The organism is Phascolarctobacterium succinatutens YIT 12067 (genome assembly GCF_000188175.1).
In the GTDB taxonomy this organism is placed as follows: Bacteria; Bacillota; Negativicutes; order Acidaminococcales; family Acidaminococcaceae; genus Phascolarctobacterium_A; species Phascolarctobacterium_A succinatutens.
This window is the reverse complement of sequence record NZ_GL830845.1, coordinates 1-25,426: the sequence shown is the minus strand read 5'-3', so window position 1 is coordinate 25,426 and position 25,426 is coordinate 1. Positions and strand designations below refer to the sequence as shown.

General features: G+C 47.4%; 30 protein-coding genes and 3 tRNA genes. 19 read left to right on the top strand and 14 right to left on the bottom strand.

Annotated elements, in window-relative coordinates; translation table 11 throughout:
* The 3 genes from HMPREF9443_RS10855 to HMPREF9443_RS10655 form a co-directional block, all read left to right on the top strand.
* The coding region (locus HMPREF9443_RS10855) for a hypothetical protein (protein ID WP_009144456.1) at positions 1-493 on the top strand (493 nt) is incomplete at its 5' end.
* Between the two features lie 172 nt (positions 494-665).
* The gene (locus HMPREF9443_RS00275) at positions 666-1,478 is read left to right on the top strand and encodes a hypothetical protein (RefSeq protein WP_009144455.1); all 813 of its coding nucleotides are present in this window, start codon (positions 666-668) and stop codon (positions 1,476-1,478) included.
* Between the two features lie 300 nt (positions 1,479-1,778).
* Positions 1,779-2,129, top strand: coding sequence for a hypothetical protein (locus HMPREF9443_RS10655; protein WP_230197117.1), 351 nt, complete (start codon positions 1,779-1,781; stop codon positions 2,127-2,129).
* A gap of 96 nt (positions 2,130-2,225) precedes the next feature.
* Here HMPREF9443_RS10655 and HMPREF9443_RS00265 read toward each other — a convergent pair whose 3' ends face one another.
* Positions 2,226-2,771 (bottom strand): NADH peroxidase, encoded by a 546-nt coding sequence (locus tag HMPREF9443_RS00265; protein WP_021720205.1) that lies wholly within the window; start codon positions 2,769-2,771, stop codon positions 2,226-2,228.
* Between the two features lie 161 nt (positions 2,772-2,932).
* Positions 2,933-3,544, bottom strand: coding sequence for a hypothetical protein (locus HMPREF9443_RS00260; protein ID WP_009144452.1), 612 nt, complete (start codon positions 3,542-3,544; stop codon positions 2,933-2,935).
* A 177-nt stretch (positions 3,545-3,721) separates the two neighbouring features.
* Here HMPREF9443_RS00260 and HMPREF9443_RS00255 point away from each other — a divergent pair, with 177 nt between their 5' ends.
* The 3 genes from HMPREF9443_RS00255 (at position 3,722) to HMPREF9443_RS00245 (ending at position 7,483) form a co-directional block, all read left to right on the top strand.
* The gene (locus HMPREF9443_RS00255; protein WP_009144451.1) at positions 3,722-5,332 is read left to right on the top strand and encodes a putative polysaccharide biosynthesis protein; all 1,611 of its coding nucleotides are present in this window, start codon (positions 3,722-3,724) and stop codon (positions 5,330-5,332) included.
* A 13-nt stretch (positions 5,333-5,345) separates the two neighbouring features.
* Positions 5,346-6,284: a M23 family metallopeptidase gene (locus HMPREF9443_RS00250; RefSeq protein ID WP_009144450.1), complete on the top strand. Its 939-nt coding sequence runs from the start codon at positions 5,346-5,348 to the stop codon at positions 6,282-6,284.
* A 272-nt stretch (positions 6,285-6,556) separates the two neighbouring features.
* A complete protein-coding gene (locus tag HMPREF9443_RS00245; RefSeq protein WP_009144449.1) occupies positions 6,557-7,483 on the top strand; it encodes an alpha/beta hydrolase in 927 nt (308 codons plus the stop codon).
* 40 nt (positions 7,484-7,523) lie between these two features.
* Here the strand turns inward: HMPREF9443_RS00245 and HMPREF9443_RS00240 are convergent, their stop codons facing one another.
* Positions 7,524-8,171 (bottom strand): HAD family hydrolase, encoded by a 648-nt coding sequence (locus HMPREF9443_RS00240; RefSeq protein ID WP_009144448.1) that lies wholly within the window; start codon positions 8,169-8,171, stop codon positions 7,524-7,526.
* 103 nt (positions 8,172-8,274) lie between these two features.
* Here HMPREF9443_RS00240 and HMPREF9443_RS00235 point away from each other — a divergent pair, with 103 nt between their 5' ends.
* Positions 8,275-9,084, top strand: a complete 810-nt coding sequence (locus tag HMPREF9443_RS00235) for an HAD-IIA family hydrolase (RefSeq protein WP_009144447.1) — start codon at positions 8,275-8,277, stop codon at positions 9,082-9,084.
* A 43-nt stretch (positions 9,085-9,127) separates the two neighbouring features.
* Positions 9,128-10,354 carry a M24 family metallopeptidase gene (locus HMPREF9443_RS00230; RefSeq protein ID WP_009144446.1) on the top strand — a complete coding sequence of 409 codons (1,227 nt, stop codon included), beginning with the start codon at positions 9,128-9,130 and terminating at the stop codon, positions 10,352-10,354.
* A 60-nt stretch (positions 10,355-10,414) separates the two neighbouring features.
* Here the strand turns inward: HMPREF9443_RS00230 and HMPREF9443_RS00225 are convergent, their stop codons facing one another.
* Positions 10,415-11,053, bottom strand: a complete 639-nt coding sequence (locus HMPREF9443_RS00225) for an isochorismatase family protein (RefSeq protein WP_009144445.1) — start codon at positions 11,051-11,053, stop codon at positions 10,415-10,417.
* A 265-nt stretch (positions 11,054-11,318) separates the two neighbouring features.
* On the opposite strand from HMPREF9443_RS00225, the gene HMPREF9443_RS11150 reads away from it, so the two are divergent.
* Both HMPREF9443_RS11150 and alr read left to right on the top strand, forming a co-directional pair.
* Complete coding sequence (locus HMPREF9443_RS11150) at positions 11,319-11,462, top strand: FeoB-associated Cys-rich membrane protein (RefSeq protein ID WP_009144444.1); 144 nt, start codon at positions 11,319-11,321, stop codon at positions 11,460-11,462.
* Positions 11,463-11,617: 155 nt separating this feature from the next.
* Complete coding sequence (alr, locus tag HMPREF9443_RS00220) at positions 11,618-12,736, top strand: alanine racemase (protein WP_009144443.1); 1,119 nt, start codon at positions 11,618-11,620, stop codon at positions 12,734-12,736.
* A 177-nt stretch (positions 12,737-12,913) separates the two neighbouring features.
* Here the strand turns inward: alr and HMPREF9443_RS00215 are convergent, their stop codons facing one another.
* From HMPREF9443_RS00215 to thiS, 6 genes are all read right to left on the bottom strand, one after another.
* Complete coding sequence (locus HMPREF9443_RS00215) at positions 12,914-13,441, bottom strand: inorganic diphosphatase (protein WP_040564460.1); 528 nt, start codon at positions 13,439-13,441, stop codon at positions 12,914-12,916.
* 141 nt (positions 13,442-13,582) lie between these two features.
* Positions 13,583-14,161, bottom strand: coding sequence for a thiamine phosphate synthase (locus HMPREF9443_RS00210; RefSeq protein ID WP_009144441.1), 579 nt, complete (start codon positions 14,159-14,161; stop codon positions 13,583-13,585).
* Entirely contained in the window at positions 14,154-15,371 is a 1,218-nt protein-coding gene (thiH, locus tag HMPREF9443_RS00205; RefSeq protein WP_009144440.1) for a 2-iminoacetate synthase ThiH, read from the bottom strand. The genes HMPREF9443_RS00210 and thiH overlap by 8 nt, the downstream gene beginning before the upstream one ends.
* Before the next feature lie 9 nt (positions 15,372-15,380).
* A complete protein-coding gene (locus HMPREF9443_RS00200) occupies positions 15,381-16,148 on the bottom strand; it encodes a thiazole synthase (RefSeq protein ID WP_009144439.1) in 768 nt (255 codons plus the stop codon).
* Position 16,149: 1 nt separating this feature from the next.
* On the bottom strand, positions 16,150-16,779 hold the full coding sequence (thiF, locus tag HMPREF9443_RS00195) for a sulfur carrier protein ThiS adenylyltransferase ThiF (RefSeq protein WP_009144438.1): 630 nt from the start codon (positions 16,777-16,779) through the stop codon (positions 16,150-16,152).
* Entirely contained in the window at positions 16,780-16,974 is a 195-nt protein-coding gene (gene thiS, locus HMPREF9443_RS00190) for a sulfur carrier protein ThiS (protein ID WP_040564455.1), read from the bottom strand. It abuts the gene before it with no gap.
* A 241-nt stretch (positions 16,975-17,215) separates the two neighbouring features.
* Here thiS and HMPREF9443_RS00185 point away from each other — a divergent pair, with 241 nt between their 5' ends.
* Positions 17,216-17,563 carry a cupin domain-containing protein gene (locus HMPREF9443_RS00185; RefSeq protein WP_040564453.1) on the top strand — a complete coding sequence of 116 codons (348 nt, stop codon included), beginning with the start codon at positions 17,216-17,218 and terminating at the stop codon, positions 17,561-17,563.
* 64 nt (positions 17,564-17,627) lie between these two features.
* Here HMPREF9443_RS00185 and HMPREF9443_RS00180 read toward each other — a convergent pair whose 3' ends face one another.
* The 4 genes from HMPREF9443_RS00180 to HMPREF9443_RS00165 form a co-directional block, all read right to left on the bottom strand.
* Positions 17,628-19,220: a helicase HerA-like domain-containing protein gene (locus HMPREF9443_RS00180; protein ID WP_009144435.1), complete on the bottom strand. Its 1,593-nt coding sequence runs from the start codon at positions 19,218-19,220 to the stop codon at positions 17,628-17,630.
* A 28-nt stretch (positions 19,221-19,248) separates the two neighbouring features.
* A complete protein-coding gene (locus tag HMPREF9443_RS00175; protein ID WP_009144434.1) occupies positions 19,249-19,479 on the bottom strand; it encodes a hypothetical protein in 231 nt (76 codons plus the stop codon).
* A gap of 9 nt (positions 19,480-19,488) precedes the next feature.
* The gene (locus HMPREF9443_RS00170) at positions 19,489-20,439 is read right to left on the bottom strand and encodes a magnesium transporter CorA family protein (protein WP_021720430.1); all 951 of its coding nucleotides are present in this window, start codon (positions 20,437-20,439) and stop codon (positions 19,489-19,491) included.
* A 75-nt stretch (positions 20,440-20,514) separates the two neighbouring features.
* On the bottom strand, positions 20,515-20,754 hold the full coding sequence (locus HMPREF9443_RS00165) for a TIGR03905 family TSCPD domain-containing protein (RefSeq protein ID WP_040564446.1): 240 nt from the start codon (positions 20,752-20,754) through the stop codon (positions 20,515-20,517).
* Between the two features lie 276 nt (positions 20,755-21,030).
* Here HMPREF9443_RS00165 and HMPREF9443_RS00160 point away from each other — a divergent pair, with 276 nt between their 5' ends.
* From HMPREF9443_RS00160 to HMPREF9443_RS00125, 8 genes are all read left to right on the top strand, one after another.
* Positions 21,031-22,473, top strand: a complete 1,443-nt coding sequence (locus HMPREF9443_RS00160; protein ID WP_040564445.1) for a sodium:solute symporter family protein — start codon at positions 21,031-21,033, stop codon at positions 22,471-22,473.
* 49 nt (positions 22,474-22,522) lie between these two features.
* Positions 22,523-22,963, top strand: a complete 441-nt coding sequence (locus HMPREF9443_RS00155) for a HutP family protein (protein ID WP_009144430.1) — start codon at positions 22,523-22,525, stop codon at positions 22,961-22,963.
* A 9-nt stretch (positions 22,964-22,972) separates the two neighbouring features.
* Positions 22,973-23,638 (top strand): L-serine ammonia-lyase, iron-sulfur-dependent subunit beta, encoded by a 666-nt coding sequence (gene sdaAB / locus HMPREF9443_RS00150; RefSeq protein WP_009144429.1) that lies wholly within the window; start codon positions 22,973-22,975, stop codon positions 23,636-23,638.
* Positions 23,639-23,648: 10 nt separating this feature from the next.
* Positions 23,649-24,536, top strand: coding sequence for an L-serine ammonia-lyase, iron-sulfur-dependent, subunit alpha (gene sdaAA / locus HMPREF9443_RS00145; protein WP_009144428.1), 888 nt, complete (start codon positions 23,649-23,651; stop codon positions 24,534-24,536).
* Positions 24,537-24,561: 25 nt separating this feature from the next.
* On the top strand, positions 24,562-24,936 hold the full coding sequence (locus tag HMPREF9443_RS00140) for a RidA family protein (protein WP_021720424.1): 375 nt from the start codon (positions 24,562-24,564) through the stop codon (positions 24,934-24,936).
* A gap of 143 nt (positions 24,937-25,079) precedes the next feature.
* Positions 25,080-25,155: transfer RNA gene (locus HMPREF9443_RS00135), tRNA-His, on the top strand.
* Between the two features lie 41 nt (positions 25,156-25,196).
* A tRNA-Gln gene (locus tag HMPREF9443_RS00130) sits at positions 25,197-25,272 on the top strand.
* Between the two features lie 2 nt (positions 25,273-25,274).
* A tRNA-Lys gene (locus HMPREF9443_RS00125) sits at positions 25,275-25,350 on the top strand.
* Positions 25,351-25,426: the final 76 nt, after the last annotated feature.

Below are 25,426 nucleotides of genomic sequence, written 5' to 3'. Positions count from 1 at the left end.
TACGGGATGTTTTCCGTGTGCGAAGTTTGAGTATATAGCTAAAAACATTAAAGATAAATATCTAGTTGGCGTAGCAAATGATAAATTAACAGCATTTGATAAGGATGTCGAAACAAGGAATCAGGCAAAAAAGAGAATGGAAGAAAAAGAGAAAAGTAAGTATAAAGATAACAATACAGAGTTAACATATGTAAATGAATTGCAAGAGTCATATGGTAAAGTGCTTAATAATATGTTAAAAGGGTTATATGTTGGATGTAGATTTAGAGGACAAAATTTTGTTGTTGTTTACGTGAACTCAAATTGGTATTATCTTACTAAAGGTGAAAAAGAAGTTGTGGTAGACAGAGCTGTAAAAACTTATGCTGGGATGCATGGCGCTAGAGGTTTGAAATTAGATCTTGATAAGCTGGATGTATATATCAAGAGTCAAACATCTGAAAATACTTTGGCGAAATGGGGAAGCGTAAGAGGCATACGAATAGAGGAATAAAGCTACTTTGAAAATATGCAACTTGTTCTTGCAATTTACGGAAATGTAAAAAATGAGCCGATGGACAAATACGTTATATGAAAAATAAAATGGACAATTGGTTGCGATAGGGGAGGAATGGTGGTAATATAAAATATAATCCCAAATATTAATTTAGAAAAGGCGGTTGAAAATGATGAGAAAACTTTTATCTGTTTTGGCTTGTATCGGAGTGATGCTTATGTCACAAAATGCTTATGCTGCTATGAGTTATGACCAAGCTTTGCAATATCAAAGTATGCATAGTGAAGAAGTGAAGGCATTTACTAATAAGGTTAAAGACATTTATGGAGAGAAAAATAAATGCAGATACTTTGGCATGATGAATGGTAAAAGAGGACATTTTAATTCTGGTGGTGGTTTGGGTCAAAGAACATTGCTAAATTTTTTGGTGGATTATGGTTTTGAAAATATTCAATCTGAGCCATATGCTTACATTAGATGGATTGCTGATTTAGCTGGTAGGCCGGATAAGGGGTATGAGCCTAAATATTTGAATATAGTATTTGCTGACAATTATGTAAAAAGATTTCCTTTGCAGGGATGGGAGTATCATTTTATAACAGGACCTTGGTTTACATCTGCACATCAGTATGATGGACGTATAAAATTAACAGATGTAGATTTATATGAAATGAGTAAACATGGTAATGTGTTGGCTATTTCGATTGATGCTGGTGATGGTTCTATAGTTAATTTTTTCTATTCCGGCGATAAAAATAAAACGGAAAAGCAGTGGTTTAATAATGGCGTTAAACACGCTTTAAAAATTTTAGAAATTAATGATGAAACAATGGAAGCTAAATTAGCAGAAACACAAAAATTAGCAGAGCAGGAACGTGTTGCTAAACTTAGAGCTGAAGTTGAGGCTGAAATTAAAGCGGATGCAGAAAAGGAAGCTATGAGAAAGCAAATTTTAGCTGAAATGGAAGCTAAAAAACATTGATGAAATTTTGCTTACAAATAAAAACATACATGATACACTATAAGCAGTTGCATGGGTAGCCTTATGGTGTGAAATAGTGGCATCTGTCGAGCTTTCGGCAGGTGCCTTTTTTTATTGTGAAAAATAAAGCAGAAAGAGCACGTTATTATGCAAGTTTGTTGGATGCTCATATAATACCCAATAGTGATGATTACAAGAAACTATTGACAGTACCAACTGTTTGATGCATATGTTATTTTTATTACAAAGAATGACGTGTTGAAGAAAAATCTGTCACTATATCATATTCAAAGAATTATTTTGGAAGCAGATGAGTCTTTTGGTGATGACTCGCATATTATTTATGTTAATAATAAAATTAAGGATAATACCCCATTGGGAAGATTGATGCACGATTTTAGTTGCAAAGAGCCTGATGATATGTATTATGACGTATTAACAAAGCGTGCAGCGTATTTTAAGAAAACGCAGGAAGGACGTGAAGAGATGAGCGATGTAATGAAAAAGTTTGCTGAAAGACTTGTACATGATAATAATATTGAGATTGCTAAAAATTTGCTCGCAGATGGTGTGAGTATAGAAATTATAGCGAATAGATTTAAATTGCCCATCGAAGAAGTACGCAAATTAGCGGAAAAGCGTAGCGCGTAAAATAAGGAAACATTAGAAAACTAAAAACTCCCGCTGTAATCCGTTAAGATTGCTCAGCGGGAGCCTTATTAAGTCTTATTAATTTTTATTGGCTGATTATTTGCCGAAATATCTTTTCAGCAGGCCTGCGAAAGCTTTGCCATGGCGAGCTTCGTCACGAGCCATTTCATGAACGGTGTCATGGATAGCATCCAGGTTCAGAGCTTTAGCGCGTTTAGCCAAGTCGGTTTTGCCTGCGGTTGCACCGTTTTCAGCTTCTACACGCATTTCCAGGTTCTTTTTGGTGGAGTCGGTTACAACTTCGCCCAGCAGTTCTGCGAATTTAGCAGCATGTTCAGCTTCTTCGAAAGCAGCTTTTTCCCAGTACAGGCCGATTTCCGGATAGCCTTCGCGGAAAGCTACGCGGCTCATTGCCAGGTACATACCAACTTCGGAGCATTCGCCGTTGAAGTTAGCACGCAGGTCAGCTTTGATATCTTCAGGAACGTCGGATGCGATGCCTACAACGTGTTCAGCAGCCCAGCCCATTTCAGCAGCCATTTCCTGGAATTTGGAAGCGGGAGCGCCGCATTGCGGGCATTTTGCCGGAGCAGCTTCGCCTTCATATACATAACCACATACTTGACATACAAATTTTTTCATATTAGTTCCCTCCATGTTTTTATATTGCATTGCTTAATTTTATTTTTGACTTGCACAGCTTGTGTGCTCTTGACACTTATATAATAACACAGGCCGGCACAGTTGTCAATAATAATTATCCGTTAGTTTTTATTTTAATTTAGTTAGCCATAGCTGACAAATTAGAATTTGAGAGTTAAGCCCAGGTTAACGCCTTTAGCCTTCATGTCAAGGTCTTCGCCGAAGGCATCATCAAATGTCTGATTATAGTAAGAAGCGTTAACTTCCAGGTTGTTCAGAATAGGCTTGCTGATGCCGATTTCATAGCCGCTGTTTCTGTTGCCGTAGCCAACATTTCCCCAAACAGTGAAGAGTGCGGGAATATCATAGGCAGCCTGCAGACCGATTTGACCGGAGTTTTTGGTTTTACCGCCAAAGTCACCGGAGGTATCAGCGTTCAGATAACCTGCGTAAGCGGAAATACCAGGCAGAACTTTATACATAATATTGAATTGTTGGGCGCGGGTTTTGGCTTCGTCTGCTTTGTAATTATTCCATTTGTAGTTTAAAGCAGTTTTTTGGCCGATGCCGACAGTTGCGCCAAGATAGGTACTGTTGGATTTGCTGAATTTATAGTTGTCACCTTTAAGACTGGATGGCAGATTAATGCCTGCATCAATAGCAACCTTGCCGGCATCATAATTCTTCAGCGGAGAAGCATAGGCGCTCAGGCTGCAGGTGGTTGCAAGGCAGATTGCTGCACCGAAAGCTAATAAAGCATGTGAGGATTTCATTTTGCATCGCTCCTTTTACAACATAATTTTGATCTTAACTTAATTTTAGCATATAAAGACAGTTATGCAAGCAAAAAGCAGTGATGTGTTTATGACAAATGTGTTAAAAGTACTTGTAAAATCACGCGGAAAAGAGGATAATTATAATGTATATCTATCTATAAACAAGGGGATTTTATGAGCGCAGATTCTAAAGCTTCGAATAGCAAATTTTTAAAGGGAACCTTAATCCTTACGGCCTCCAGTATTGTGGTCAAGGTTATCGGTTCTCTGAACTGGATTATTTTATCACGTGTATTGGGTGGCGAAGGTATCGGTCTGTATCAGATGGGCTTTCCAATCTATCTGATGGCAATAACCGTATCAAGTGCCGGTGTACCGGTGGCAATATCTATTATTACCTCCGAAAAATTGGCGAATAAGGATTATCGCGGTGCCAAGCGAGTCTTTAATGTTTCGCTGCGAGTGCTGCTGTTGACTGGCCTTTTGTTTTCGTCCTCACTGTTTTTCGGTGCGGACTGGCTGGTTAATAACCATATCATCCGCGACAGCCGTGCGTATTATTCTATTATCGCTCTGGCGCCTGCGGTTTTCTTCGTAACCTTTCTGGCCAGCTTCCGCGGTTATCTGCAGGGTTGGCAGATTATGACGCCGACGGCGGTCAGTGAGATTGTCGAGCAACTGACACGTGTTATTACCATGCTCGTTTTTGCCGACCTCTTTATGCCGTACGGTTTGGCGTTCGCTGCAGGCGGTGCCAGCATGGGTGCCGGTGTAGGCGCGTTCTGTGCACTTTTGGTGCTGATGTGGTTCTATCGCCGCCTGAAGCAGCGCCTGCAAAAGGAAATGGCAGAGCAGGATGACAGTGCGCCGGTAGAAAGTGCCGGACATATTATCAAGCGTCTGCTGAAGCTGGCTTTGCCGGTTTCTCTGACCAGTCTGATGCTGCCGATAGGTGCAAATCTGGACCTTTTGATTGTGCCGCAGCGTCTGGAAGCAGCCGGTTTTAATATTCATCATGCGACTGAGCTGTTCGGTTATCTGACAGGTATGGCTGTACCGTTGGTTAATCTGGCAACAATTTTTACGGCGGCAATGACTATCAGCTTGGTGCCGTCGATTTCCGAATCTCGTGCGGTGGGCAGCTTTGATGCAATCCGTGATAAAATCCGTATCGCCTTCCGCGTAGCGATGATTATCACCTTCCCGTGCTTTATGGGCTTGTATTGTCTGGCAGAAAAGGTTGCGGCGCTTGTGTATAACGCTACCGGTGCGGCACCTGCGATTCAGACGATGAGCATCGGTATTCTGTTTTTAGGTATGCATCAAATCAGTACAGGTATTCTGCAAGGCCTTGGCCGCACGGCAATCCCTGTAATCAATATGATTATTGCCTGCATTGTAAAAATCGTTATGAGCTGGTATCTTACTGCTGTGCCGGAGCTGGGCATCCGCGGTGCGTCGATGGCGACGGTGGCAGATTTTGCCGTGGCAGCGATTATCAATATGGGCTTTATTTACAAGCTGACAGGCTATAGCTTCTCTGTTGGCAGCATTATCCGTCCCTGCTTTGCTTCCTGTGTCATGGGCGCGGCGATTTACGGCGTGCTGATGCTTACGGAAAGCATGGGTATGTGGTGTGTGCTGTTTGCTATGGCGGTAGCTGTTCCTGTCTATGCATTGGCGCTGCTGGCCTGCGGTGGTCTGAATAAAGAGGATTTGGACAACGTGCCCTTTGTGGGACGCAGATTGTTGGCAGTAGGCCAACGCTTTGGTCTTTTCAAGTGAGGTAATTAAAATAATGGAGGAAAGGAAATGTGAGCTGCGCTTGCCAAACGGCAAGGTAGTAAATTTTTCGTATGCTAAGCTCAAGGCAGGCATTGCTGTTACTGCCCTGGTGCTTGTCGGAGCAGTCGGCGGAGCCGGCTATTTATATCATCAGCTGGCGGATTATCGCAGCGAAGCAACCGATTATGCTGCCTATAAGCAAAACAAGGCTGAGCAGCAGACAAAGCTGCAGAAGCTTTTACAGGATAACGAAAGAATGCTGCGCGATATGGCCGAAATTTCCAATCTGGAGAAAAAGCTGCGCCGTGCTGTCATCCGTGATGTAGACAGCAGCAAGCTGGGCGAAGGTACCAGTATGGTTGATTCGACAGCGGCAAAGGAAACGTCTGCCAATACGTCTTATACAGGCAAGGGCGGGCCTGCTAAAATGGATATCAACGGTACCATGGCGGTGCTGACAGCGCAAAATGCCAATATCAAAAAGATGCTTGATAGTACCAAAAAATCTGTCAGCGAGCTCTTAAGTGAGGTTGAAGGCTCCGGTGGCGGCATGGCGTCCTTCCCGGACAAATGGCCGACCGACGGCGGCACTATCAGCAGTAATTACGGTGTGCGTACCGGTCCGATTGAGGGCGGGTATGATTGGCATCCCGGTCTGGATATAGCAGTCGATTTTGGCACACCGGTTTATGCTACGGCTGCCGGTACGATTGAACAGGCAGGTTGGAACGGTGGCTACGGACGTTATGTGCGTATCAATCATGGTAATGGCTATAAAACGGCCTACGGACATATGAGCGGCATTGCCGTTGCTGCAGGGCAGAGGGTCATTAAAGGCGAGATTATCGGCTTTGTCGGCAGTACAGGCTACAGTACAGGTCCGCATATTCATTATGAGGTACTGGCTGACGGACAGAATATCGATCCGTTCTATGTGCTGAAAAATAAATAAAGACTGCTGTGCATTGATATCAGCGGCAAAACAGTTCAGTGCTAAGCTGACCGTTAAAATTAAAAATAGATTTTGCAAGCCACTATGACAAATTTGTTGTAGTGGTTTTTTGTATGTCTTGGTCAGAATTTATGAGGGATATGCAGAGATGGATTTAGTGTAAAAAATACGTAAAACATTCTTTAGAGCGCTATTATTGCTTTACAGCAGGAAATGCAGGTGTTATCATTATCTTAATATTATAAATAATTACAGGCGAGGAGGTCCGCATTATGTCCATCAGAGAAATTTCCTTCCCTTCTGCCAACGGCAGAGATACCATCAAGGCCTGGTCCTACAGTCCTTTAGGCAAACCGAAAGCTATTGTACAGCTGATTCACGGCTATGGTGAGCATTCACGCCGCTATCTGCATATGATTAGCAAGTTCAATGAAGCAGGCTTTGTAGTGTTTGCTGATGACCATCTCGGTCACGGTAAAACCGGCTATGACGGAGGCACCCTGGGTGACCCGCATTCCGGCGGCTATATGACTTACCTGAAGGATGAAAAGGCTTTGCATGATATTGCTAAAGAGGCATATTCTGAGCTGCCGTATTTCGTTTTCGGCCATAGCTGGGGTTCTATGCTGGCGCGTGCTTATGCGTCAATCTACGGTGAAGATATCAAAGGTATGATGCTGTGCGGTGTCTGCTCGCAGTGGAAGGGCTGTGAGGATGCCTATGTTAATGCGGAATTCAAGGCTGCCTATGAGGCAGATCCGTATCAACCCTGCGGCGTTTGGTTTGAGCGTGTTTTCTGCGGTATGACGGACAGAGTGGAAAATCCCAACGGTCCTGCAGATTGGATTGCAACAGATCCGCGTATTGTTGAGGACCATGCAGGCGATATGTTCAATACCTTTGATACTACGCTGGAGCTGTGCTATGATTTCGTGCAGTTGTATCATTATATTGAAAATGATGAGTGGGCTGCCAAGGTGCCGCAAAATATTCCCAGCTATCTGATTGCCGGTGACCAGGATACCTGCGGTAATTACGGCGAGGGCTTGTATCATGTAGCAAATCTGCTGGCAAAAACCGGACATAAGGTTTCTGTAAAGCCGTATCCGGGATTCCGTCATGAAATTCACAATGAGCTGTGCTTGCGTGACGAAGTTGAAGCCGGACTGATTAAATTTATGGATGATTGCTTAGCTTAAAATAGTTATAAAATAAGAGGCTGCCGTGAGGCAGCCTCTTTTACTTTATAAGCTTCCAGATATCGCCAACGGTTTCAGCCAGCAGCTTAGCACCATGTGCTTCCAAAAAGGCGCGGCCCCTGAAGCCCCAGCAGGCGCCGATGCAGTCTACGCCTGCATTGCTTGCGGTGGCAATGTCGGTATCCGAATCACCGATATAGATAGTGCTTGCAGGCTCAGCCTTTAATTGCTGCATGATTGCCAACAGCATATCCGGCGCAGGCTTTTTGGCGATGCCGGCGCGTTCGCCGCAGGCAGCATCGAGCTGTCCGTTAAAGTATTGTTTAGCCAGCGCTTGTACGCCGTAATCCGCTTTGTTGGAAACAATGGCGGTGCAGCAGCCTGCAGTGCGCAGCTGCTGCAAAAGCTGCGGTACGCCGTCATAGGGGCGGGTGCTGTCGGCGCAGTGCTGCTTATAGTATTTGTTGAAGCTTGCAAAGACCTCCTCTTGCAGCTCTGCAGGGGTGTCAGCCGGTACCGCACGCTCAATCAGCTTGCGGATGCCATTGCCGACAAACTGGCGCACCTCGTCTGTGGTGCGCTGAGGTAGCTTGTGCTCTGCTAAAGCATGGTTGGTAGCGGCAGCTAAATCTGCCAATGTGTTGAGTAAGGTACCGTCAAGGTCAAAAATAATGGTTGTATATTTCATAGTTAATCTCCTTTGGAAATTCAGATTTTCTTCCTTGTCTATTGTAGCACAAAAAAGGCAAATGCTTTATAATATTGTTATATTTAAGTATGGAGGATAGGGCATGACTTATGATTACGCTCGCTTAGCGAAAATTAAGTGTTTTCTTTTTGATATGGACGGAACCATCAACCTGGGCAACGAACTGATTCCGGGTATGGAGGGCTTTTTTGATAAATTGAAGGCTGCAGGTAAGGAATATTATCTGCTGACAAATAATTCTTCCCGCAGCCACGAGCATTATGTGCAGAAGATGAACGGACTTGGCGTGCCGGTTACGCGTGAGAATATCCTGATCTCATCGGATGCGCTGACAAACTGGATGCAGAAGAACAAACCGGGCGCGAAGCTGTTTGTGCTGGGAACGCCGCAGCTGCTGGCAACGATTGAGGAAGCAGGTTTTACGCTGACGAATACGTTGGAGGAGGGCGGTGATTATGTAGTTGTCGGCTTTGACCAGACACTTACCTATGACCGCCTTACTACCGCCTGCCGCCTGATTGACAAGGGGGTGCCTTATGTTGCAACGCATCCTGACGTGCGCTGCCCGATTGAAGGCGGCGAATTCATTCCTGATACCGGTGCGATGCTGGAGCTGATTAAAACTGCTACCGGTAAAAAGCCGCAGCTGATTTTCGGTAAGCCTTATAAGTATATGGTAGACGTGGTTTTAGACAAAACCGGTTATAAAAAAGAGGAAATTGCTATGGTGGGTGACCGCCTGGCGACAGATATTGCCTTTGGCCTGAACAACGATATTCTTTCTGTGATGGTGCTGACTGGTGAGGCAACCATGGAAGATGTAGAAAACGGTTCTATTAAGCCGGATATTATTCTACCGCATGCTAAGGAAATTTTGCAATATCTTGGTTAATAACGTATAAATACTTTGCTTTGATAACGAAAGGAGTATTGCTATGGCTGTTTTGGAGCAGACTGCTATATTGACTGATGCTATTCGCCCCGTGCCCGCAAGTGAGCTTGAGGCGCGTCTGGAGAAATTTCGCCGACTGATGGATGAAATGCATCCCGGTTGGGAGATGGCTGCAGTTAATCATAAGATTGCAATGTATTATTTTACAGGTACAATGCAGGAGGGTGTGCTGCTGATTCGTCCGCAGGATGCAATTTTCTGGGTGCGCCGCAATTATGAGCGTGCAGTAAATGAATCGCATTTCAGCGATATTCGTCCGATGCACAGCTTTCGTGAAGCTGCTGCCTATTATGGCAGTGCGCCGCGCATTATGTATGTAGAAACGAAGAAGGCTACCTTGGACTGGGAGCGTATGCTGCATAAGTATTTTGCTTTTGAAGAGGTTGGCTCCTTTGATGCTGTGCTGCAGGAGCTGCGTCTGCGCAAGAGTGCTTATGAGCTGCAGCAGATGGAACACTCCGGCGCTATTCACGAAACAGTGCTGGATGTTATTGCACCGAAGCTGATTCATGCAGGTATCAGCGAGGCTCAGCTGGCCATTGAGCTTTACAGCGAGATGGTGCAGCGCGGCTCGCACGGAACAGCGCGCTTTAACCAATCCTTGGGCGAGGAGGTTGTCGGTTTGGCTTCCTTTGGAAAGAGTGGTCTGGTACGCACAGGCTTTGACGGCCCCGGCGGTACCGGCGGCACATGTATAGCGGTGCAATCCATAGGCAATGCTTTCCGCAAGCTGCAGCATGGCAGACTGGTTTATATTGATGTTCCCTGCGGTTTTGACGGTTACCATACAGATAAGACTGTCGTTTATTATTTCGGCAGTCTGCAAAAGGACGAGCAATGTGCAAGACTACTGGCAGCGCAGGAGCGTTGCCTGGAGCTGGAGCAAGAGGTAGTGTCCATGATGGTGCCGGATGAGCCGATTGAAAACCTGTATTTGCGCACTATGGAAAAGTTTGATAATGTCTACGGCGATGCGTTTATGAACGGCGGTAAATTCCTGGGCCACAGCATTGGTCTGGTGATGGATGAAGCGCCGGCTATAGCGAAGGGCTTTAAGCAGCCGCTGGAGCCCGGTATGACTTTTGCCGTAGAGCCTAAAATTGCTTTGCCGGGTTTAGGTCTGGTAGGCACGGAAAATACCTATGTGGTTACGGAAAAGGGCGCACGTTCGCTGACTGGTCGCTCGCACGCGCTGCGTGAAATTGAATAGTAGTACAGTACAACAAAAATGCTGCGGGCGCAAAGCCTGCAGCATTTTTCAGTAATAGTCTTATTCAGCTAATTCCTTGGCGCACTCTACGAATTTTACTCCGGCAGCAGCCATTTCCTGCATAGCGCTCTCGATGGTTTCGGGAGCAATGCCGCGGCAGGCAGCTTTGTTCAGGATAACGTCGAAGCCTGCAGCCTTCAGCTGCAGTACAGTGTTTTTTACGCAGTAATCGGTTGCCAGACCGCCGCAGATAACGGTGGTGATACCGTGACAGCGCAGATATTCGATGGCACCGGTGGAAAGAGTGTCCTTCAGGTCATGGTAGCAGGCACCGTAGGGATGCTTGTCTGCTTCAATGCCCTTGAATACCTGATAGTCATAGGCAGCTTCATCGAGGCCGTCGATGAAGTCAAAGCCTTTGGTGCCGATAATAGCGTGTGCCGGCCAACGGATATCGAGATCAGGATAGCCGCTGATGGGAGTGAGCGGAGCGTGCTCGGCGTCGCTGATCCAGAGTGCGCAACGGCTGTGCGCATCGCGGGAAGCGAGGCGCAGGCTGGCGAATTGCGCTTGGGCGTTCAGCTCGGGAGCAATGGTATCGCCTTCGGCAACCGGCAGTTCATTGGGGCAGACCGGGGTGAAGGTGTTTTGCGCGTCAATATCAAAGGAGGCAATGTATTTTTTTTCCGGTAATTGCATAGTAAACCCTGCTTTCTGTTTTAATTTAGACTTATTGTAGTATACCGCAGTGATTTTAGCAATAGGGAAAACGCTTTTGCTATAGGAATATATGGTGAGTTAAATAAAATGTCGCAAGCAATATATTGTTTCGCTCAGGAAAAATTTTCCAGTGTCACTCTTTCACAAAGAATTCATTTGTCAAAAGCATAATTTTGGTTTACACTATAGCTAGAATTCTTGGTTAATATAACAAATAATGATAATTATAAAGTGAGGCAGACTGATGGCAACCTATATTATTGGTGGTTTGTTGGTAATATTGGTGATTTTGGCAGTGCGCAGTCATTTTGGCAACAAGTATTGCGGCGGGTGCAACGGCTGTTCCGGCTGTCCGCATGCTAAAAACTGCAACTCGATAAAAAAATAAAATGTTGACAAAATCCCCTGTTGGTTATATGCTAATATTAGAGTTTTGTAAAATTATTGTATGCTAAACAAAATTCACGGGTAAGTTTGATGCCGCAGCAACGATGCTTTGCCTGCGGTTTATTTTTTGGACGATAAGCTGAGGAGGATGCCATTGTGCATATTCAACGTGGTGCGTGGGCAGAAATAAATTTAGATGCAGTTGCACATAACGTGCAGATGGCTAAGGCCAATCTGAAGCCGACAACCAAATTATGTGCTGTCGTCAAGGCAGATGCCTATGGTCATGGCGCTGTGCGCGTAGCGCAGGAAGCAGCGCGTAACGGTGCAGACTTTTTTGCGGTAGCTCTCCTGCAGGAGGGCGTGAAGCTGCGCGAGGCCGGTATTGAAACGCCGATTCTGGTGCTTGGCTCAATGCTACCGGAGGTTGCGGAAATTTGCGTGCGTTATGATATCAGCCATGCAGTATTTGATGAAGAACGCTTATATGCTTTGAATGCGGCGGCTTTGAAGCTGCATACTAAGGCTAAAATACATATTAAGATTGATACAGGTATGCACCGTATCGGTGTACATGTGCGTGATGCCGGCAGGTTTGCCAAGCTGGCAGCGTCCTTGCCCGGTATCTATATTGAGGGCGTGTTCAGTCACTTTGCGACTGCTGACGCTGATGATAAGCAGTATGCTGCCTATCAGTTTGAACGCTTTCAGGAGGCGTTGCGCCTGATTGAAGCGGAGGGAGTGCATATCCCTATCCGTCATATCGCCAACAGTGCTGCGCTGACGGAGCTGCAGGAATATCAGCTGGATATGGTGCGTCAGGGAATCACCCTGTATGGCCTGCACCCGGCGCATATGATTGACTGCTACAAGGATTTTGAACCTGTTATGACTGTGAAGACGCAGGTTGCTTTTGTGAAAACACTGCCGCCCGGTGAAACAATCGGCTATGGCAGAACCTATACATTGACGAGACCGAGTGTTATCGCTACTGTGCCTATCGGTTATGCCGACGGCGTGAGCCGCCGCTTATCTAACCGCGGGTATATGCTGGTCAACGGCAAAAAGGCGCCGATTATCGGACGCGTATGCATGGACCAGACGATGCTGGACGTAACGGATATTCCGGACGTTAAGCTGGGCAGTGAGGTCATCGTGTTTGGCGGTCGTGAGCTGCCAATGGAGCTGGTTGCGGAATGGGCAGATACTATCTGCTATGAAATTGTCTGCGACGTGAGCCCGCGTGTGCCGCGTGAATATGTACGCGGCAACTAAAAAGAAGCATTGGCGTGAACCGCTGCTTCTTAACTAAATACGCTTTCCCTTATTTTATGGCTGCTGGACGCATTTGCGAAAGGCAGTCCTTTTTTTGTTGGCGGGGGAGCTGTAGCAACCTAAAAAGGCTATTGCGTAAGCAATTTTACGCAATAGCCTTTTTTACATGCTTATTTTTCAGCAAAAGGTATCTTTATAGCGCTGCTGGCACTGCTTGATGATTTCCTTTGCTTTGTCTACATCATGTGCCTCTTCAAGAGCGGTGCTTTTGCCCTCGAGCGATTTATACACGCTGAAGAAGTGAATCATTTCATCGCTGATATGCTGCGGCAGCTCGCTGATGGATTTGTAGGAATTATACATCGGGTCACCGAAGGGAATCGCAATGATTTTTTCGTCCATATCACCGCTGTCCTCCATGATGATAACGCCGATGGGGTAGCAGCGCATCAAGGTCATCGGCACAACGTTTTCGGAGCATAAAACCAATACATCCAACGGGTCGTTATCTGCTGCGTAGGTACGGGGAATAAAGCCGTAGTTGGCAGGATAGTGAGTTGCGGTGTACAGGATGCGGTCCATTTTGAGCAGACCTGTTTCCTTGTCCAGCTCGTACTTAACCTTGCAGCCTTTGGGGATTTCGATAACTGCAATAAAATCGTCAGGAGAGATACGTTTGGGATCAATGTCATGCCAAATATTCATAGTCATTTCGTTTTTGCCTCCTCTTGTGCTTTGGGACAGAAATAAATATGTTTCTCACAAATTCCTCTCTTAATCATAGATGTTATGAAGGCTGATGTCAACTTTTGCAGGGCGATTTTGCATAACTTTTACCAAACGTTATTACAGCCTCATATAAGCACTCATTACGCACGCTCCGCGTGCTCCATTCGCTTGAAGCTCGGCGTGCTGCGCAGCATCGAAGCCTATGCCGCCGATAGCGTAAACCAGCAAGCTTACAGCACTGCAGACGGCCTGCAGAAAGCCAAGACCGCGCGGTGCAAGGCCTGCCTTACACTGCGTAGTATAGATGTGTCCGGCGATGAGTACAGTAGCACCAAGCGCTTGTGCTTCGATTGCTTCTTCAACGCTGTGAACAGATGTAGAAAGCCAGGTGAAATGCGCACGCTCGCAAGTTGGCAGTTGGCGCAGCAGAGCAAGCGGCAGATGTAGTTTTTTTATGCCAAGTTCACTTGCCAGCTGCCAATCACTGTGCAAAATAAGCGGTATGCCTGCAGCTTCGCAGCTTTGTTGTGCTTGCAGCGCGAGCGTGCGATAGGCTGCTTTGTCTAAAGATTTCGCACGCAGGATAACAGCCTGCGGCCGCAACTTCGTAAGCTTTGCCAAACGCTCTATTTGCTCAGCCAGCGGACGGGGACAGGTGGCGCTGTCCGTAACGGCAATCAGCGGTAGCTCAGACATAAACGTACTCCGACATTACAGGCTGCAGGCCGATTTTCAGCAATGCATCATAGATTTCCTGCAGGCTTCTGCTGTCATCAATCTCAAACTGCTCGTCACCAAGCTCCTGCTTTTTGCTGTGTGCACCGATGCCTGTATTGACACCGGCGGAAATCTTGTTGGCGGCAATGAGCATCAAATTGTCACGCACACGCGCGCATTCACGGCTGGAAACGGTAATTGAAGCGAAGGGCATGAACAGGCGGTAGGCGCAGACAACCTGCAGCAGCTGGCGCTCGTGCACGTCCATCGGTTTAATTTTGTCGTTGTTGATGATGGGGCGCAGGCGGGGGCAGGAGAAGGCGATTTCCGCATGCGGATATTTCTTTTGCAGCAGGTAGGCATGCAGGCCGGTAGCGAGGGCGTCGCGACGGAAGTCGTCTAGGCCGAGCAGAGCAGCGAAGCCGACGCCGCGCATTTTGCCGCGCAGGGCACGCTCTTGTGCGTAAAAACGGTAGGGAAAAACGCGCTTATGACCTGCCAGATGCAGTTGTGCGTATTTATCCTTGTTATATGTTTCCTGGAAAACAGTTACGTAATCCACGCCGCATTCATGCAGATAAGTGTATTCATCGCTGTTGAGCGGATAAATCTCTACGCCGACTACCTTAAAGTATTGGCGTGCCTGCTTGCAGGCTTCACCGATGTAATGCACGTCGCTCATCTTGCGGCTTTCGCCTGTAAGAATGAGAATTTCCTGCTGGCCGGTGGCGGCGATTGCCTGCATTTCGGCAGCAATCTGTTCACTGCTGAGGCAGGCGCGCTGAATTTTGTTGTGACTGTTGAAGCCGCAGTAGATGCAGTAATTTTCGCAGTAGTTGGCGATATACAGCGGTGTGAAAAAGGTAACGTTATTGCCGAAGTAACGCTGGCGCTCAATCTGTGCGGCGCGGGCAATTTCCTCTAGAAGCGGCAATGCGGCAGGTGAAAGCAGGGCAGCGAAGTCATCGGGCGTACGCTCGCTGTGAGCGAGTGCTGCGCGTACGTCTGCTTCCGTATATTTTGTGTAATCATAAGCGGCACGGGCAGTCTGCACCTTATCAAAAATATCGGAGTCGATAATTTCCATGCCTTCCTGATACTGCATTGGGTCAGTCAGCTGTTTTTCATTGAAGGCTGCTGCCTGTTCATCATAAATGCTATTATTGAAAAATTTGTCTTCGTTCTTCATGCTGCCACCTCAATCATGCAGAAATCCTGTCAGCGGGGAACTGGCGCTGGCAGTGTCGCGGACACTGCCGCAGCCTGCGAGATAAGCCTTGCGGCCGGCGTTGATGGCATCGCGGAAGGCACTTGCCATAAGCGGCAGATTACCGGCGCTGGCAATCGCGGTGTTCGCCATGATAGCCGCAGCTCCCATTTCCATAGCCTCGCAGGCCTGAGAAGGCTTGCCGATGCCTGCGTCGACAATAATCGGCAGGTCGATTTCGTTAATCAGAATTTGAATGAAATCCTTCGTGCACAAGCCCTTGTTGCTGCCGATTGGTGCGCCCAGCGGCATGATGCAGGCAGCACCGGCGTCACGCATATCACGTGCGCTCTGCAGGTCAGGATACATATAGGGCATAACGATGAAGCCCTCTTTGGCAAGGATTTCTGTTGCCTTGATGGTTTCATGATTGTCGGGCAGCAGATATTTGCTGTCCTTAATTACTTCGATTTTTACAAAGTAGGTGTGGCAAAGCTCGCGTGCAAGGCGGGCGATGCGCACTGCTTCTTCGGCATTACGTGCACCGCTGGTGTTGGGCAGTAAGGTAACGTTTTGCGGCACATAATCAAGAATGTTGGCAAGAGCACCGCTGTTGGCGCGGCGCAGAGCGAGTGTAAGGATTTCCGCACCGGCCTGCTCTACGGCTGCTTTGATTAAGTCCAGCGAATATTTGCCGCTGCCTAAAATAAAACGGGAATGAAATTCGTGTCCGCCTAAAGTCCACGTATCGTTTGTCATTTTAATTTTCCTCCAAGTCTAAAATAATGCGTGCGGCAAGCAGTGCCTGCTGCATGGCGCAGAGTGCGACGCGCGCACCGCAGAGCGGTAAATCGTGAAAATCGCTGCTGCCGTCGCCGCAAAGATAAAGATTTTTTCTGATTTTTTTACTGGTGATTTCTTCAGCTTTGCCGAAGCCTGCAATGCCGCTGCCGGCGATAATCTTTTTATCACTCCAGGTGCTCAAAACAGTGCTCACGAGCATAGCCTTGCTTGAAGCATCATCGAGCGCTTCGCAGATAATATCGCAGTCACCTAAAAGTGCGGGGATATTTTCCTGATTTACCTTGACTACCTGCGAATGCAAAGTTGCGTAGGGGTTAATCCGGAGCAGATGCTTCACAAGGGCGTCGGCCTTGTAATGCCCTATATCATCAAGAAAATAATATTGGCGGTTGAGATTAGAAAGCTCTACCCTGTCAAAATCATAAAGATAAAGCTGAGCTATGCCAAGACGGGTTAAGGCGACTGCTATGTTGCTGCCAAGTCCGCCGAGGCCTACGACAGCAACGCGCGCGTTATGCAGAGCGTCGAGTTGCTCCTGTGTCAGTCCTTTGCCAAGTGCGGCATTGATTTCCTCCTTGCTAATCATTCAGCCACCTCCTACGAAGCTGACGATTTCTAATTTATCGGCGTCGGTAATTGTTGTACTGCCAAAGTCCGCCTGCTTGATGATATTGCCGTTAAGCTCGATGGCAACAAATGCAGCGCGATAGCCGAGCTGCGTGAGCAGCTCGCTGAGCACGGTGGGGCAGGCTAAAGCTTTTTCTTCTCCGTTGATAAGCATGATTTTCTCCTTTCGGGTAATAAAAAAGCTCATGAAAAAGCTACACCCGTGGTGGTGTACCCCTTCATGAGCTAAATTTCAGACTCACTCTAAGCTTTGTTTATGAAGTTGTTAGCATAAGTATAATGTTTTTGTCAGTAAGTGTCAAGGAGATAACTTACATATGCTGTCAGAGAAATATTTGCCTGCAGCGTCAAATAGGCATATAATGGAAGAAGTACAAAAAGAGGGGGCTTTGCTTATGAAAATAACAAACAGCAAAACAGACATCTGCGCCAACCGCTTTGGTGGCAATGGTGACGTAATTATTGAACATTATCTTGACGAGAGCATGCTTAATGACAGCGTAGTAATGTACGCTAAGGTAACTCTTAAATCGGGCTGCAGCCTTGGCTATCACATTCACGACGGCAACAGCGAAACTATCGTGGTGCTGCAGGGAACTGCCGAGTACAACGATAACGGCAAGGCCATGACGCTGCATGCAGGCGACAAGGTGCAATGTCCCAGCGGCGAAGGTCATGCTATCGGCAATCCGGCAGATGCTGCCGAGGATTTGCTGCTGCAGGCTCTGGTAATCAAAAAATAATTATAGCTTCTATGTCTAAACTAAAAGGACTGACGCCTTGGCTGTGCGTCAGTCCTGAATTTTTTTATTTACCTTTGAAAAGACTTCCTAAAATACCGCGTACCAGCTTGCTGCCGATTTGGTTGCCTACTGTGCGGGTAGCTGAATTGACAGCGCTGTCCAAAACCTTGTCCAACACGCTCTTGGTTTGGCGGCCGCTGCTTCTTTGTGCAGCACGTTCTGCTGCAATGCGCTCACGTTCCGCAGCTTTGGCGGCACGCTCCGCTTCCTTGGCCTGCTTGGCTTCTTCTTTTGCTCTCAGCGCTGCTTCCTTCGCTTCAGCTTCAGCCTTCGCTGCCGCTTCGGCTTCCGCCTGTGCTTCTTGCGCTTTTTGTGTCAGCAGCTCGTAGGCGGATTCACGGTCAACAGCTTCTGCATATTTGCTGTAGAGCGGGCAGTCCTTGATCAGCTGTTGGCGTTTGGCGTCATCACACACGCCAAGATAGCTGCGCGGCGGTATTACATAAGCACGCTGTACGATAGAAGGAATACCTTCGGGGTCCAGCATAGAAACGAGGACCTCGCCTGTGCCAAGCTCGCCTAAGGCAGCTTCTGAATCTAATGCAGGGTTTTCGCGGAAGGATTGTGCGGTAGCTTTAAGGCTCTTGCGTTCTTTAGGAGTGTAGGCGCGCAGTGCATGCTGCAGCTTGTTGCCCAACTGTGCCAGTACGCTTTCGGGTACGTCGGTTGGCTGTTGGGTGATAAAGTAAATACCGATGCCCTTGGAACGGATGAGGCGGACAATCTGTTCAATCTTATCCAAAAGGGATTGCGGTGCATCCTTAAAAATCAGATGAGCTTCGTCAAAGAAGAAAACCATTTTGGGTTTATCCAAATCGCCTGCTTCCGGCATCATTTCGTAGAGCTCGGAAAGCATCCACAGCAAGAAGGTGGAGTAGAGCAGCGGACGTTGGAACAGTTCGGTAGCATGCAGCAGGTTGATAACGCCGCGGCCGTCTTCTGCCGTAGCAAACCAGTCCTTGATATCAAGTGCCGGTTCACCGAAGAAAATATCCGCACCCTGGTCCTCCAGACGCAGTAAAGCTCTTTGGATAGCACCGATGCTGGCGGGAGTGATGTTGCCGTAGCTTGTTTTGAACTGGGCAGCATTATCACCGACGTATTGTACCATGCTGCGCAAATCCTTGAAATCCAACAGCAGCAGGCCTTGGTCATCTGCTACGCGGAAAACAATATTCATTACACCGCTTTGGGTTTCGTTCAGCTCCAGCAGACGGCTGAGCAGATCAGGTCCCATTTCCGAAACGGTAGCGCGTACGGGAATGCCTCCTTTGCCGTAAACGTCCCAGAAGCGTACCGGATAACCGGCGAATTTCCATTCTGTTTCCAGGCCAAGCTTATTTCTCAAACGCTTGCGGAAGCCTTCGCTGTCCTCACCGGGCAGGCACATACCGGAAACGTCGCCCTTGATATCTGCCAGAAAAACAGGTACGCCCATTTCACTGAAGCTTTCTGCCAGCACCTTGAGCGTAACGGTTTTGCCTGTACCGGTAGCACCGGCAATCAGGCCGTGACGATTTGCCATTTTGGGATACATATAGATACCGCCATTGTCATTTTGACAAAGCCAGATTTTGTGCAGTTTAGGGATATACATCTTGCATTCCTCCTTGCGGCATTATGATTTAGTACGAACGCTTACCCCACAGCGGATGAGTGCAGGGGCGCAGCGCAAGACGATGAACCTGCTGTGCCGCTTCTTCAAGAGGCAGGTCCTCGCGGCTGCCGCCGCGTTCCAGCACGCAAAGAGGCGCTTCGCTGCCAACCTCGCCGCCGGGCAGGTAAATATATTCTTCGTTATCATTATCGCCGAAAATAATTCCGGCGAGCAGTTTTTCTTGCGTAATTTTAGACATTTTCTAACCTCAGAACATTCGCTTCTTCCACAGCAGGAAGGCAGTGCCGATGGCAATACACGCCGCCAGACTGATGACGATAAGGAACCCGAAGGGGTTTTCCGCAAAGGGGACAGGTACGTTCATGCCCCACAAACCGCTGATGAGTGTAGGAATCGCCAAAATAATGGTGACGGATGCCAAAAATTTCATGACCAGGTTCAGGTTGTTGCTGATGATGCTGGCAAAAACTTCCATCATGCTGTTAAGAATGTGGCTGTACATTTCAACCATTTCTACAGCCTGCTTATATTCGATGATAACATCGTCCAGCAAATCCTCATCTTCTTCGTATACCTTTATAAGATGCTGGGACTGTGTCGCATTGCGCAGACGCAGCAGTCTTTCCAGTACAATGGAATTACTGCGCAGAGATGTGGAAAAGTAGGTTAAGGACTTCTGCAGATCAAGCAGGTTGAAGAGCTCGCTGTTTTCCATGGACTGGCGCAGGTGAATTTCCAGTTCGTCCGTACGACGGATGATGATACGGATATATTTCAGATAGAGAGTAGCGGATTTATAAAGAATCTGGAACAAAAAGCGCGTTTTTTTGAAGGTGCTGAACATTTTGCTGTTGTGCGTGCCAAAATCTGCAGTTACGGCGTTTGGCTCCAAACAGATAGTGGCAATGCCTTCTTCGGTTACTACGATACCTAAAGGCAGGGTATCGTAATCTTTATTGCTGCGTAAAAAAGGAATATCGACCAAAATCAGAATCTGGTCATCCTCTACTTCGATACGGGATTTTTCTTCCTCGTCCAGTGCGGCACTCAAAAAATCCATCTGGATTTTTGTCGCTGCCGCTATTTCCTGCAGCTCTTCTACAGAAGGAGCCACTATGTCAAGCCAGTAGCCCTTTTCCAGATGTTCCAGCTCCAGCTCGTCCAATCCTTGGTCGGTACTTTTTAAAATTTTGTACATAGTAGGGTTCCTCCTTTCCTCTTTCCTGTCAGGCGTGATATAAAGCACCGTCTGCGTCACAACAATCTTTATATATTACAGATGCTCGGAGATAGCTTTGGCCAATTGGTCGGCGCAGCTGGTGCCGCGGCCGCGGCAGTCATTGCCCTTGAGCAAATCAGCAACTGCTTTGGCATCCTGCCCTTCTACCAGCTTGCCGATAGCAGCCAGGTTTCCGGGGCAGCCGCCGTCAAAGCTTACATTGTGCAGCTTGCCGTCAACTATATCAAAATGAATCTCGCGGGAGCATACTCCGATGGTTTTATAAGTAAACATATTTCTTTCCTCCATTGTATCACAACATACATTAGACAATTCGACAAAAATAAATAAAATCCTTTTTCTTACGCTTGCGCAAGAAAGATTTTACGTAAATTTTATTTCAAAAAATTTCCCGCTGCAGAAAAGTTTTGGCGGGAGCTTTAATTTACTAAAAAAAGTTGGTATAATATAAGACAAATTATTGTACGTTGTAGGATGGTAGCATGGTTTATATTCTTACAGCACAAGTATTATGCTTTTGTAGCATGGAAGAAAGGTAGTGTAGTTTTTATGTCTATTCAGTTGGTAATTGTTGTAGTGTACATCGCGTTGCTTTTTGGCATCAGCTTATGGGTTAAGCACAAGGCTGATTCGGGTTCGACAGCGTTTTTGCTGGCCGGACGTAAGCTGAACACGATTCTGGTAGCTGTCAATGTTACCGGTCTGGCAGTCGGCGCTGCTTCTACAGTCGGCGTAGCACAGCGTGCCTTCAGTGTTGGTCTGGCAGCAGGCTGGTATAACGGTGCCTGGTCTATCGGTGCTATTGTTATGGGCCTTTTGGCAGCAGGCAAGCTGCGTTCTATGAAGGTTTCCACTATTCCGGAATTCTTTGAGTTCTACTATGATACTAAAGGCCGTGCAATCGCTGCTATTGGTCTGGTTATCATTATGTGCGTTATTACTGCTTTGCAGTACATGGCAGGCGGTGCGATTTTGTCCTCGCTGCTGCCGGAGATTTTCTCCTTCCATGGCGGTATGATTATGAGTGCCGTGGTATTTATCGGTATTACGCTGATTGGCGGTCTTTGGTCCAGCGGTCTGGCAAATATTGTCAGCGTTACCTTGATTTATATCGGTATTATCTACTCTGCAATTCAATCTGTATCCAACGTAGGCGGTTGGGATGCAGTGCTCAGTAAGCTGCCTAACCCCGAGGTTATGGGCAGTCCGGTAGCAGGCCTGGCTTTTGCTACTATTCTCGGCTGGATTATCGTTATGATTACTCAGACTATTACCGCGCAGGGTCCTGTACAGATTGCCTGCGGTGCAAAAAATGCCAAGGCTGCCCGTAACGGTTATGTGCTGGCCGGCCTGATGATTTTCCCTGTAGGCTTCATCTGCGCTGTATTGGGCGTTGTCTGCAAGGCAATGTATCCGGAAATGCCGGTAGCGCAGGCTGCACTTGCTATGCCTAAGGTTGTTATGACTCTGGATCCTCTTGCCGGCGGTGTAACTCTGGCTGCTTTGTGGGCTGCGGATGTATCTACTGCCTGCACTATTCTGCTGGGTGCGGCTACGCTCTTCAGTAATGATATTTACAAACGCTTTATTAATCCTACTGTTGCGGAAAATAAATTTGTCATCATCAATCGTCTGTCTGTTTTTGCTGTCGGCCTGATTACTCTGTGGTTTGCCTTCAATGCGGCAGGCATTGTTAAGACGATGATTGCCGGTTTGTCTATGACCTGCGGCCTGACCTGTGTATTCTTCTTTACGATGTTCGCTCCCGGCCTGTGCCGTCGCAGCTCTGCTTTCTGGACTACATTGGTGAGCCTTATCGGCATTGCTCTCTGGTTTGTTCCCGGCAGCCCGCTGGCAGGCATCAAACCGCTTTTTGCCAACGAAGTAATTTACTTTGAATGGCCTATCTGCATTATTACCTTCCTGTTGGTAGCAATGCTGGATAAAAATAAAATCAAAGAGGTTGTAGAGGTTCCTGAAAAGGACGAATAATCTCTGCGCCTGCTGATATAAAAATTGTTTTGTGAGGGGTGTGACTAACATGCATGAATGTGGTAAAAGCTGCATCAACAGCATCGAAATCGGCCGTGCTGCCTTGCGTATTGCACTTACCTCCAGTCGTGTGGAGGAAACGAAGGTAAAGGAACGCTTAGCGGAGCATGGCATCCGTTCAACAGCTGTTGATTTCGGCGGTGAATTTATTCCTTCTATTGTAAAAATTGTCGAGCGTGCCGTAGTGGCTGCGCAGCGTCAGGGACTTGTAACCGAATCTCATGTGGGTGCCGGTGCTGTGGCCGGTGCGGCGCACGAAGCACTGGAACAGGTAAAGGTTAAGGCCTTTGGCTTCAATGTCGGCGGTAAAATAGGTATTGCCCGCGCCGGAGAGCATCTTTGTGTTGCTATTTATATGGGCGTTGGCGTGCTTAATCTCAATGAGCTGTGTGTCGGCTTGGCACATCGTTCGCTGGCCAGTGATGAATAGAGGTGCTTTATGAGTATTTTGGATATTATCGGACCGGTGATGATTGGTCCCTCCAGCTCGCATACTGCCGGTGCTGTCCGTCTGGGACTTTTGGCTACCAGTATTCTTGGCAGTAAGCCGGTAAAGGCAGAGATTTATCTGCATGGCTCCTTTGCTGAAACCTATAAGGGACATGGCACGGATATGGCGCTGCTTGCCGGCCTGATGGGCTGGCTGCCGGATGATGAACGCATTCCGCAGGCTGACCGCTATGCGGAGAAAAACGGCTTAGAATATTCTTATCATAAAATTGATTTGGGCAATAAGGCTCATCCCAATACTGTGTTTTTTAAGCTGACTGCAGCTAATGGTGCCCGTTGTGATATCGTCGGCTCTTCTGTTGGCGGCGGTCAGGTACAGGTTACGGAAATTGACGGGTTCCCAGTGGAGCTTACAGGACGCTTGCCTGCTATTTTGACAGTGCATATTGATACCAGAGGTGTTATTGCGCTGGTTACCAGTACCTTGGCCAATGCCGGTGTAAATATCGCTACGATGCGCTTGTTCCGCAGCGATAAGGGCGGTATGGCATCTATGGTTATTGAATGTGACGAGGCAGTGCCGCAGGAGATTATCAATCTTATAAGCGCGCTGCAGCAGATAGAATCGGTGCGTTTTATCGCCAGTGTTTTGTAAGGGGTGCAGCATGAAGAAAGAAATGCTGTCTTTGAACAGCTGGATTAAAGAGGCTGCTGAATGGCAGCAGCCGTTAGATGAATTTCTCATAGACTACAATATGCGTGAGCTGGAATGCAGTCAGGAAGATTTGTTGGCGAAAATGCAGGAAATGCTGGACGTTATGGAGAAATCAGTAGAGCATGGGTTAACCGGTGTCCGCTCGCACAGCGGTCTGACCGGCGGTGATGCCAAAAAGCTGGCTGCAGCCGCAGGTGCCGAAGGCTTTGTTAATCTTTTGGGCGAGAAGGCCTTAGATGCCGTTATCTATGCTACAGCAGTTGGCGAGTGCAACGCGGCTATGGGACGTATAGTTGCTGCTCCTACAGCAGGTGCCAGCGGCGTGCTTCCGGGAGTGTTATTCGCACTGAAAAAGCACTGTGGACTAGACGATGCAACCTTGCAGCGCGGTATGGTGGTTGCCGGCAGTATCGGTATGGTAATCAACGAGCGCGCTTCTCTGGCAGGTGCTATGGGTGGCTGTCAGGCAGAATGCGGCAGTGCTGCAGCGATGGCAGCAGGTGCTGCTGTTTCTATGCTGGGCGGCACACCGCAGCAGGTTGGTACAGCAGTAGCAGTCGTTTTTAAAAACGTGCTGGGCCTTGTTTGCGATCCTGTGGCAGGCCTGGTAGAAGTACCCTGCATTAAACGTAACGGAGCCTGTGCTTTGCAGGCGCTGTTGGCAGCAGAGCTGGCACTGGCCGGAATCAGCAGCTTTATTAATGCTGATGAAGCAATTGATGCCATGAAGAGCGTAGGGGATGCGCTTCCCTGTGCTTTGAAGGAAACCGCAGGCGGCGGTATGGCCGCAACGCCTTCGGCTATAGAGTGGGCGAAAAAATACTTTGCCCGTAAATAAAAAAGTAGCAAAGGAGACTTTAATCATGGAAGTTATTGCAACAACAAATGCACCCAAAGCTTTAGGTCCTTATTCTCAAGCTGTATTGGCAGGTTCTATTCTGTTTGTATCCGGTCAGATTGCTATTAATCCGGAAACAGGTGAAATGGTTCAAAGCTCTATTGAAGCTGAAACTCAGCAGGTTTTAGACAATATTGAGGCTATCCTGACGGAAGCACGTTTCAGATTCATGGACGTTGTAAAAACTACTATTTTTGTAGATGACATCAAGAATTTTGATGCTATTAATGCTGTTTATGCAAAAACCTTTAAGATTGAGCCGCCGGCACGCTCCTTTGTACAGGTAGCAGCTCTGCCTAAAGGCGCTCATGTAGAAATTGAAGTTATTGCCCGCCGCTGATTGACAGCTGCAAAGCAATTTTTGACTATGTCCGGTGATTGCTGTAAAATTTTTTATAAAAATTAAATTTTCCTATTGACGCAGTGCCGGTAATATAGTATAATACTATTCGTCGCCAAGCTATTCAGCTTGGAAACAAGATGGTGGCTGTGGTGAAGTGGTTAACACGGCGGATTGTGGCTCCGTTACGCGTGGGTTCGACTCCCACCAGTCACCCCACCTTTTCAGATTTTGTAAATCTGAATAACCACTAATAAGCTTGGGGCGTAGCCAAGTCGGTAAGGCACGGGACTTTGACTCCCGCATGCGTTGGTTCGAGTCCAGCCGCCCCAGCCAATGATCCACTAGCTCAGTTGGTAGAGCACCTGACTTTTAATCAGGGTGTCCCGAGTTCGAGTCTCGGGTGGATCACCACGAATTTAAGGCCGTTCTTCGAAAGAAGGACGGCTTTTTGTTTACGCTAGCGTAAAGTTTTTGTAGGAAAAACGGG

Bases quoted from the DNA above. Each gene is read 5' to 3' on its own strand.
- HMPREF9443_RS00200 (WP_009144439.1), bottom strand. From the start codon at position 16,148: ATGACAAACGATACGTGGACTTTAGGCGGACACGAATTTCATTCCCGT.
- HMPREF9443_RS00275 (WP_009144455.1), top strand. From the start codon at position 666: ATGATGAGAAAACTTTTATCTGTTTTGGCTTGTATCGGAGTGATGCTT.
- HMPREF9443_RS00160 (WP_040564445.1), top strand. From the start codon at position 21,031: ATGTCTATTCAGTTGGTAATTGTTGTAGTGTACATCGCGTTGCTTTTT.
- HMPREF9443_RS00180 (WP_009144435.1), bottom strand. From the start codon at position 19,220: ATGTATATCCCTAAACTGCACAAAATCTGGCTTTGTCAAAATGACAAT.
- HMPREF9443_RS00215 (WP_040564460.1), bottom strand. From the start codon at position 13,441: ATGAATATTTGGCATGACATTGATCCCAAACGTATCTCTCCTGACGAT.
- HMPREF9443_RS00240 (WP_009144448.1), bottom strand. From the start codon at position 8,171: ATGAAATATACAACCATTATTTTTGACCTTGACGGTACCTTACTCAAC.
- HMPREF9443_RS00235 (WP_009144447.1), top strand. From the start codon at position 8,275: ATGACTTATGATTACGCTCGCTTAGCGAAAATTAAGTGTTTTCTTTTT.
- HMPREF9443_RS00175 (WP_009144434.1), bottom strand. From the start codon at position 19,479: ATGTCTAAAATTACGCAAGAAAAACTGCTCGCCGGAATTATTTTCGGC.
- HMPREF9443_RS00170 (WP_021720430.1), bottom strand. From the start codon at position 20,439: ATGTACAAAATTTTAAAAAGTACCGACCAAGGATTGGACGAGCTGGAG.
- sdaAB (WP_009144429.1), top strand. From the start codon at position 22,973: ATGAGTATTTTGGATATTATCGGACCGGTGATGATTGGTCCCTCCAGC.
- sdaAA (WP_009144428.1), top strand. From the start codon at position 23,649: ATGAAGAAAGAAATGCTGTCTTTGAACAGCTGGATTAAAGAGGCTGCT.
- HMPREF9443_RS00255 (WP_009144451.1), top strand. From the start codon at position 3,722: ATGAGCGCAGATTCTAAAGCTTCGAATAGCAAATTTTTAAAGGGAACC.
- HMPREF9443_RS00185 (WP_040564453.1), top strand. From the start codon at position 17,216: ATGAAAATAACAAACAGCAAAACAGACATCTGCGCCAACCGCTTTGGT.
- HMPREF9443_RS00260 (WP_009144452.1), bottom strand. From the start codon at position 3,544: ATGAAATCCTCACATGCTTTATTAGCTTTCGGTGCAGCAATCTGCCTT.
- HMPREF9443_RS11150 (WP_009144444.1), top strand. From the start codon at position 11,319: ATGGCAACCTATATTATTGGTGGTTTGTTGGTAATATTGGTGATTTTG.
- HMPREF9443_RS00155 (WP_009144430.1), top strand. From the start codon at position 22,523: ATGCATGAATGTGGTAAAAGCTGCATCAACAGCATCGAAATCGGCCGT.
- thiH (WP_009144440.1), bottom strand. From the start codon at position 15,371: ATGAAGAACGAAGACAAATTTTTCAATAATAGCATTTATGATGAACAG.
- HMPREF9443_RS00225 (WP_009144445.1), bottom strand. From the start codon at position 11,053: ATGCAATTACCGGAAAAAAAATACATTGCCTCCTTTGATATTGACGCG.
- HMPREF9443_RS00230 (WP_009144446.1), top strand. From the start codon at position 9,128: ATGGCTGTTTTGGAGCAGACTGCTATATTGACTGATGCTATTCGCCCC.
- HMPREF9443_RS00165 (WP_040564446.1), bottom strand. From the start codon at position 20,754: ATGTTTACTTATAAAACCATCGGAGTATGCTCCCGCGAGATTCATTTT.
- HMPREF9443_RS00265 (WP_021720205.1), bottom strand. From the start codon at position 2,771: ATGAAAAAATTTGTATGTCAAGTATGTGGTTATGTATATGAAGGCGAA.
- thiF (WP_009144438.1), bottom strand. From the start codon at position 16,779: ATGATTAGCAAGGAGGAAATCAATGCCGCACTTGGCAAAGGACTGACA.
- HMPREF9443_RS00140 (WP_021720424.1), top strand. From the start codon at position 24,562: ATGGAAGTTATTGCAACAACAAATGCACCCAAAGCTTTAGGTCCTTAT.
- thiS (WP_040564455.1), bottom strand. From the start codon at position 16,974: ATGCTTATCAACGGAGAAGAAAAAGCTTTAGCCTGCCCCACCGTGCTC.
- HMPREF9443_RS00250 (WP_009144450.1), top strand. From the start codon at position 5,346: ATGGAGGAAAGGAAATGTGAGCTGCGCTTGCCAAACGGCAAGGTAGTA.
- HMPREF9443_RS00210 (WP_009144441.1), bottom strand. From the start codon at position 14,161: ATGTCTGAGCTACCGCTGATTGCCGTTACGGACAGCGCCACCTGTCCC.
- HMPREF9443_RS00245 (WP_009144449.1), top strand. From the start codon at position 6,557: ATGTCCATCAGAGAAATTTCCTTCCCTTCTGCCAACGGCAGAGATACC.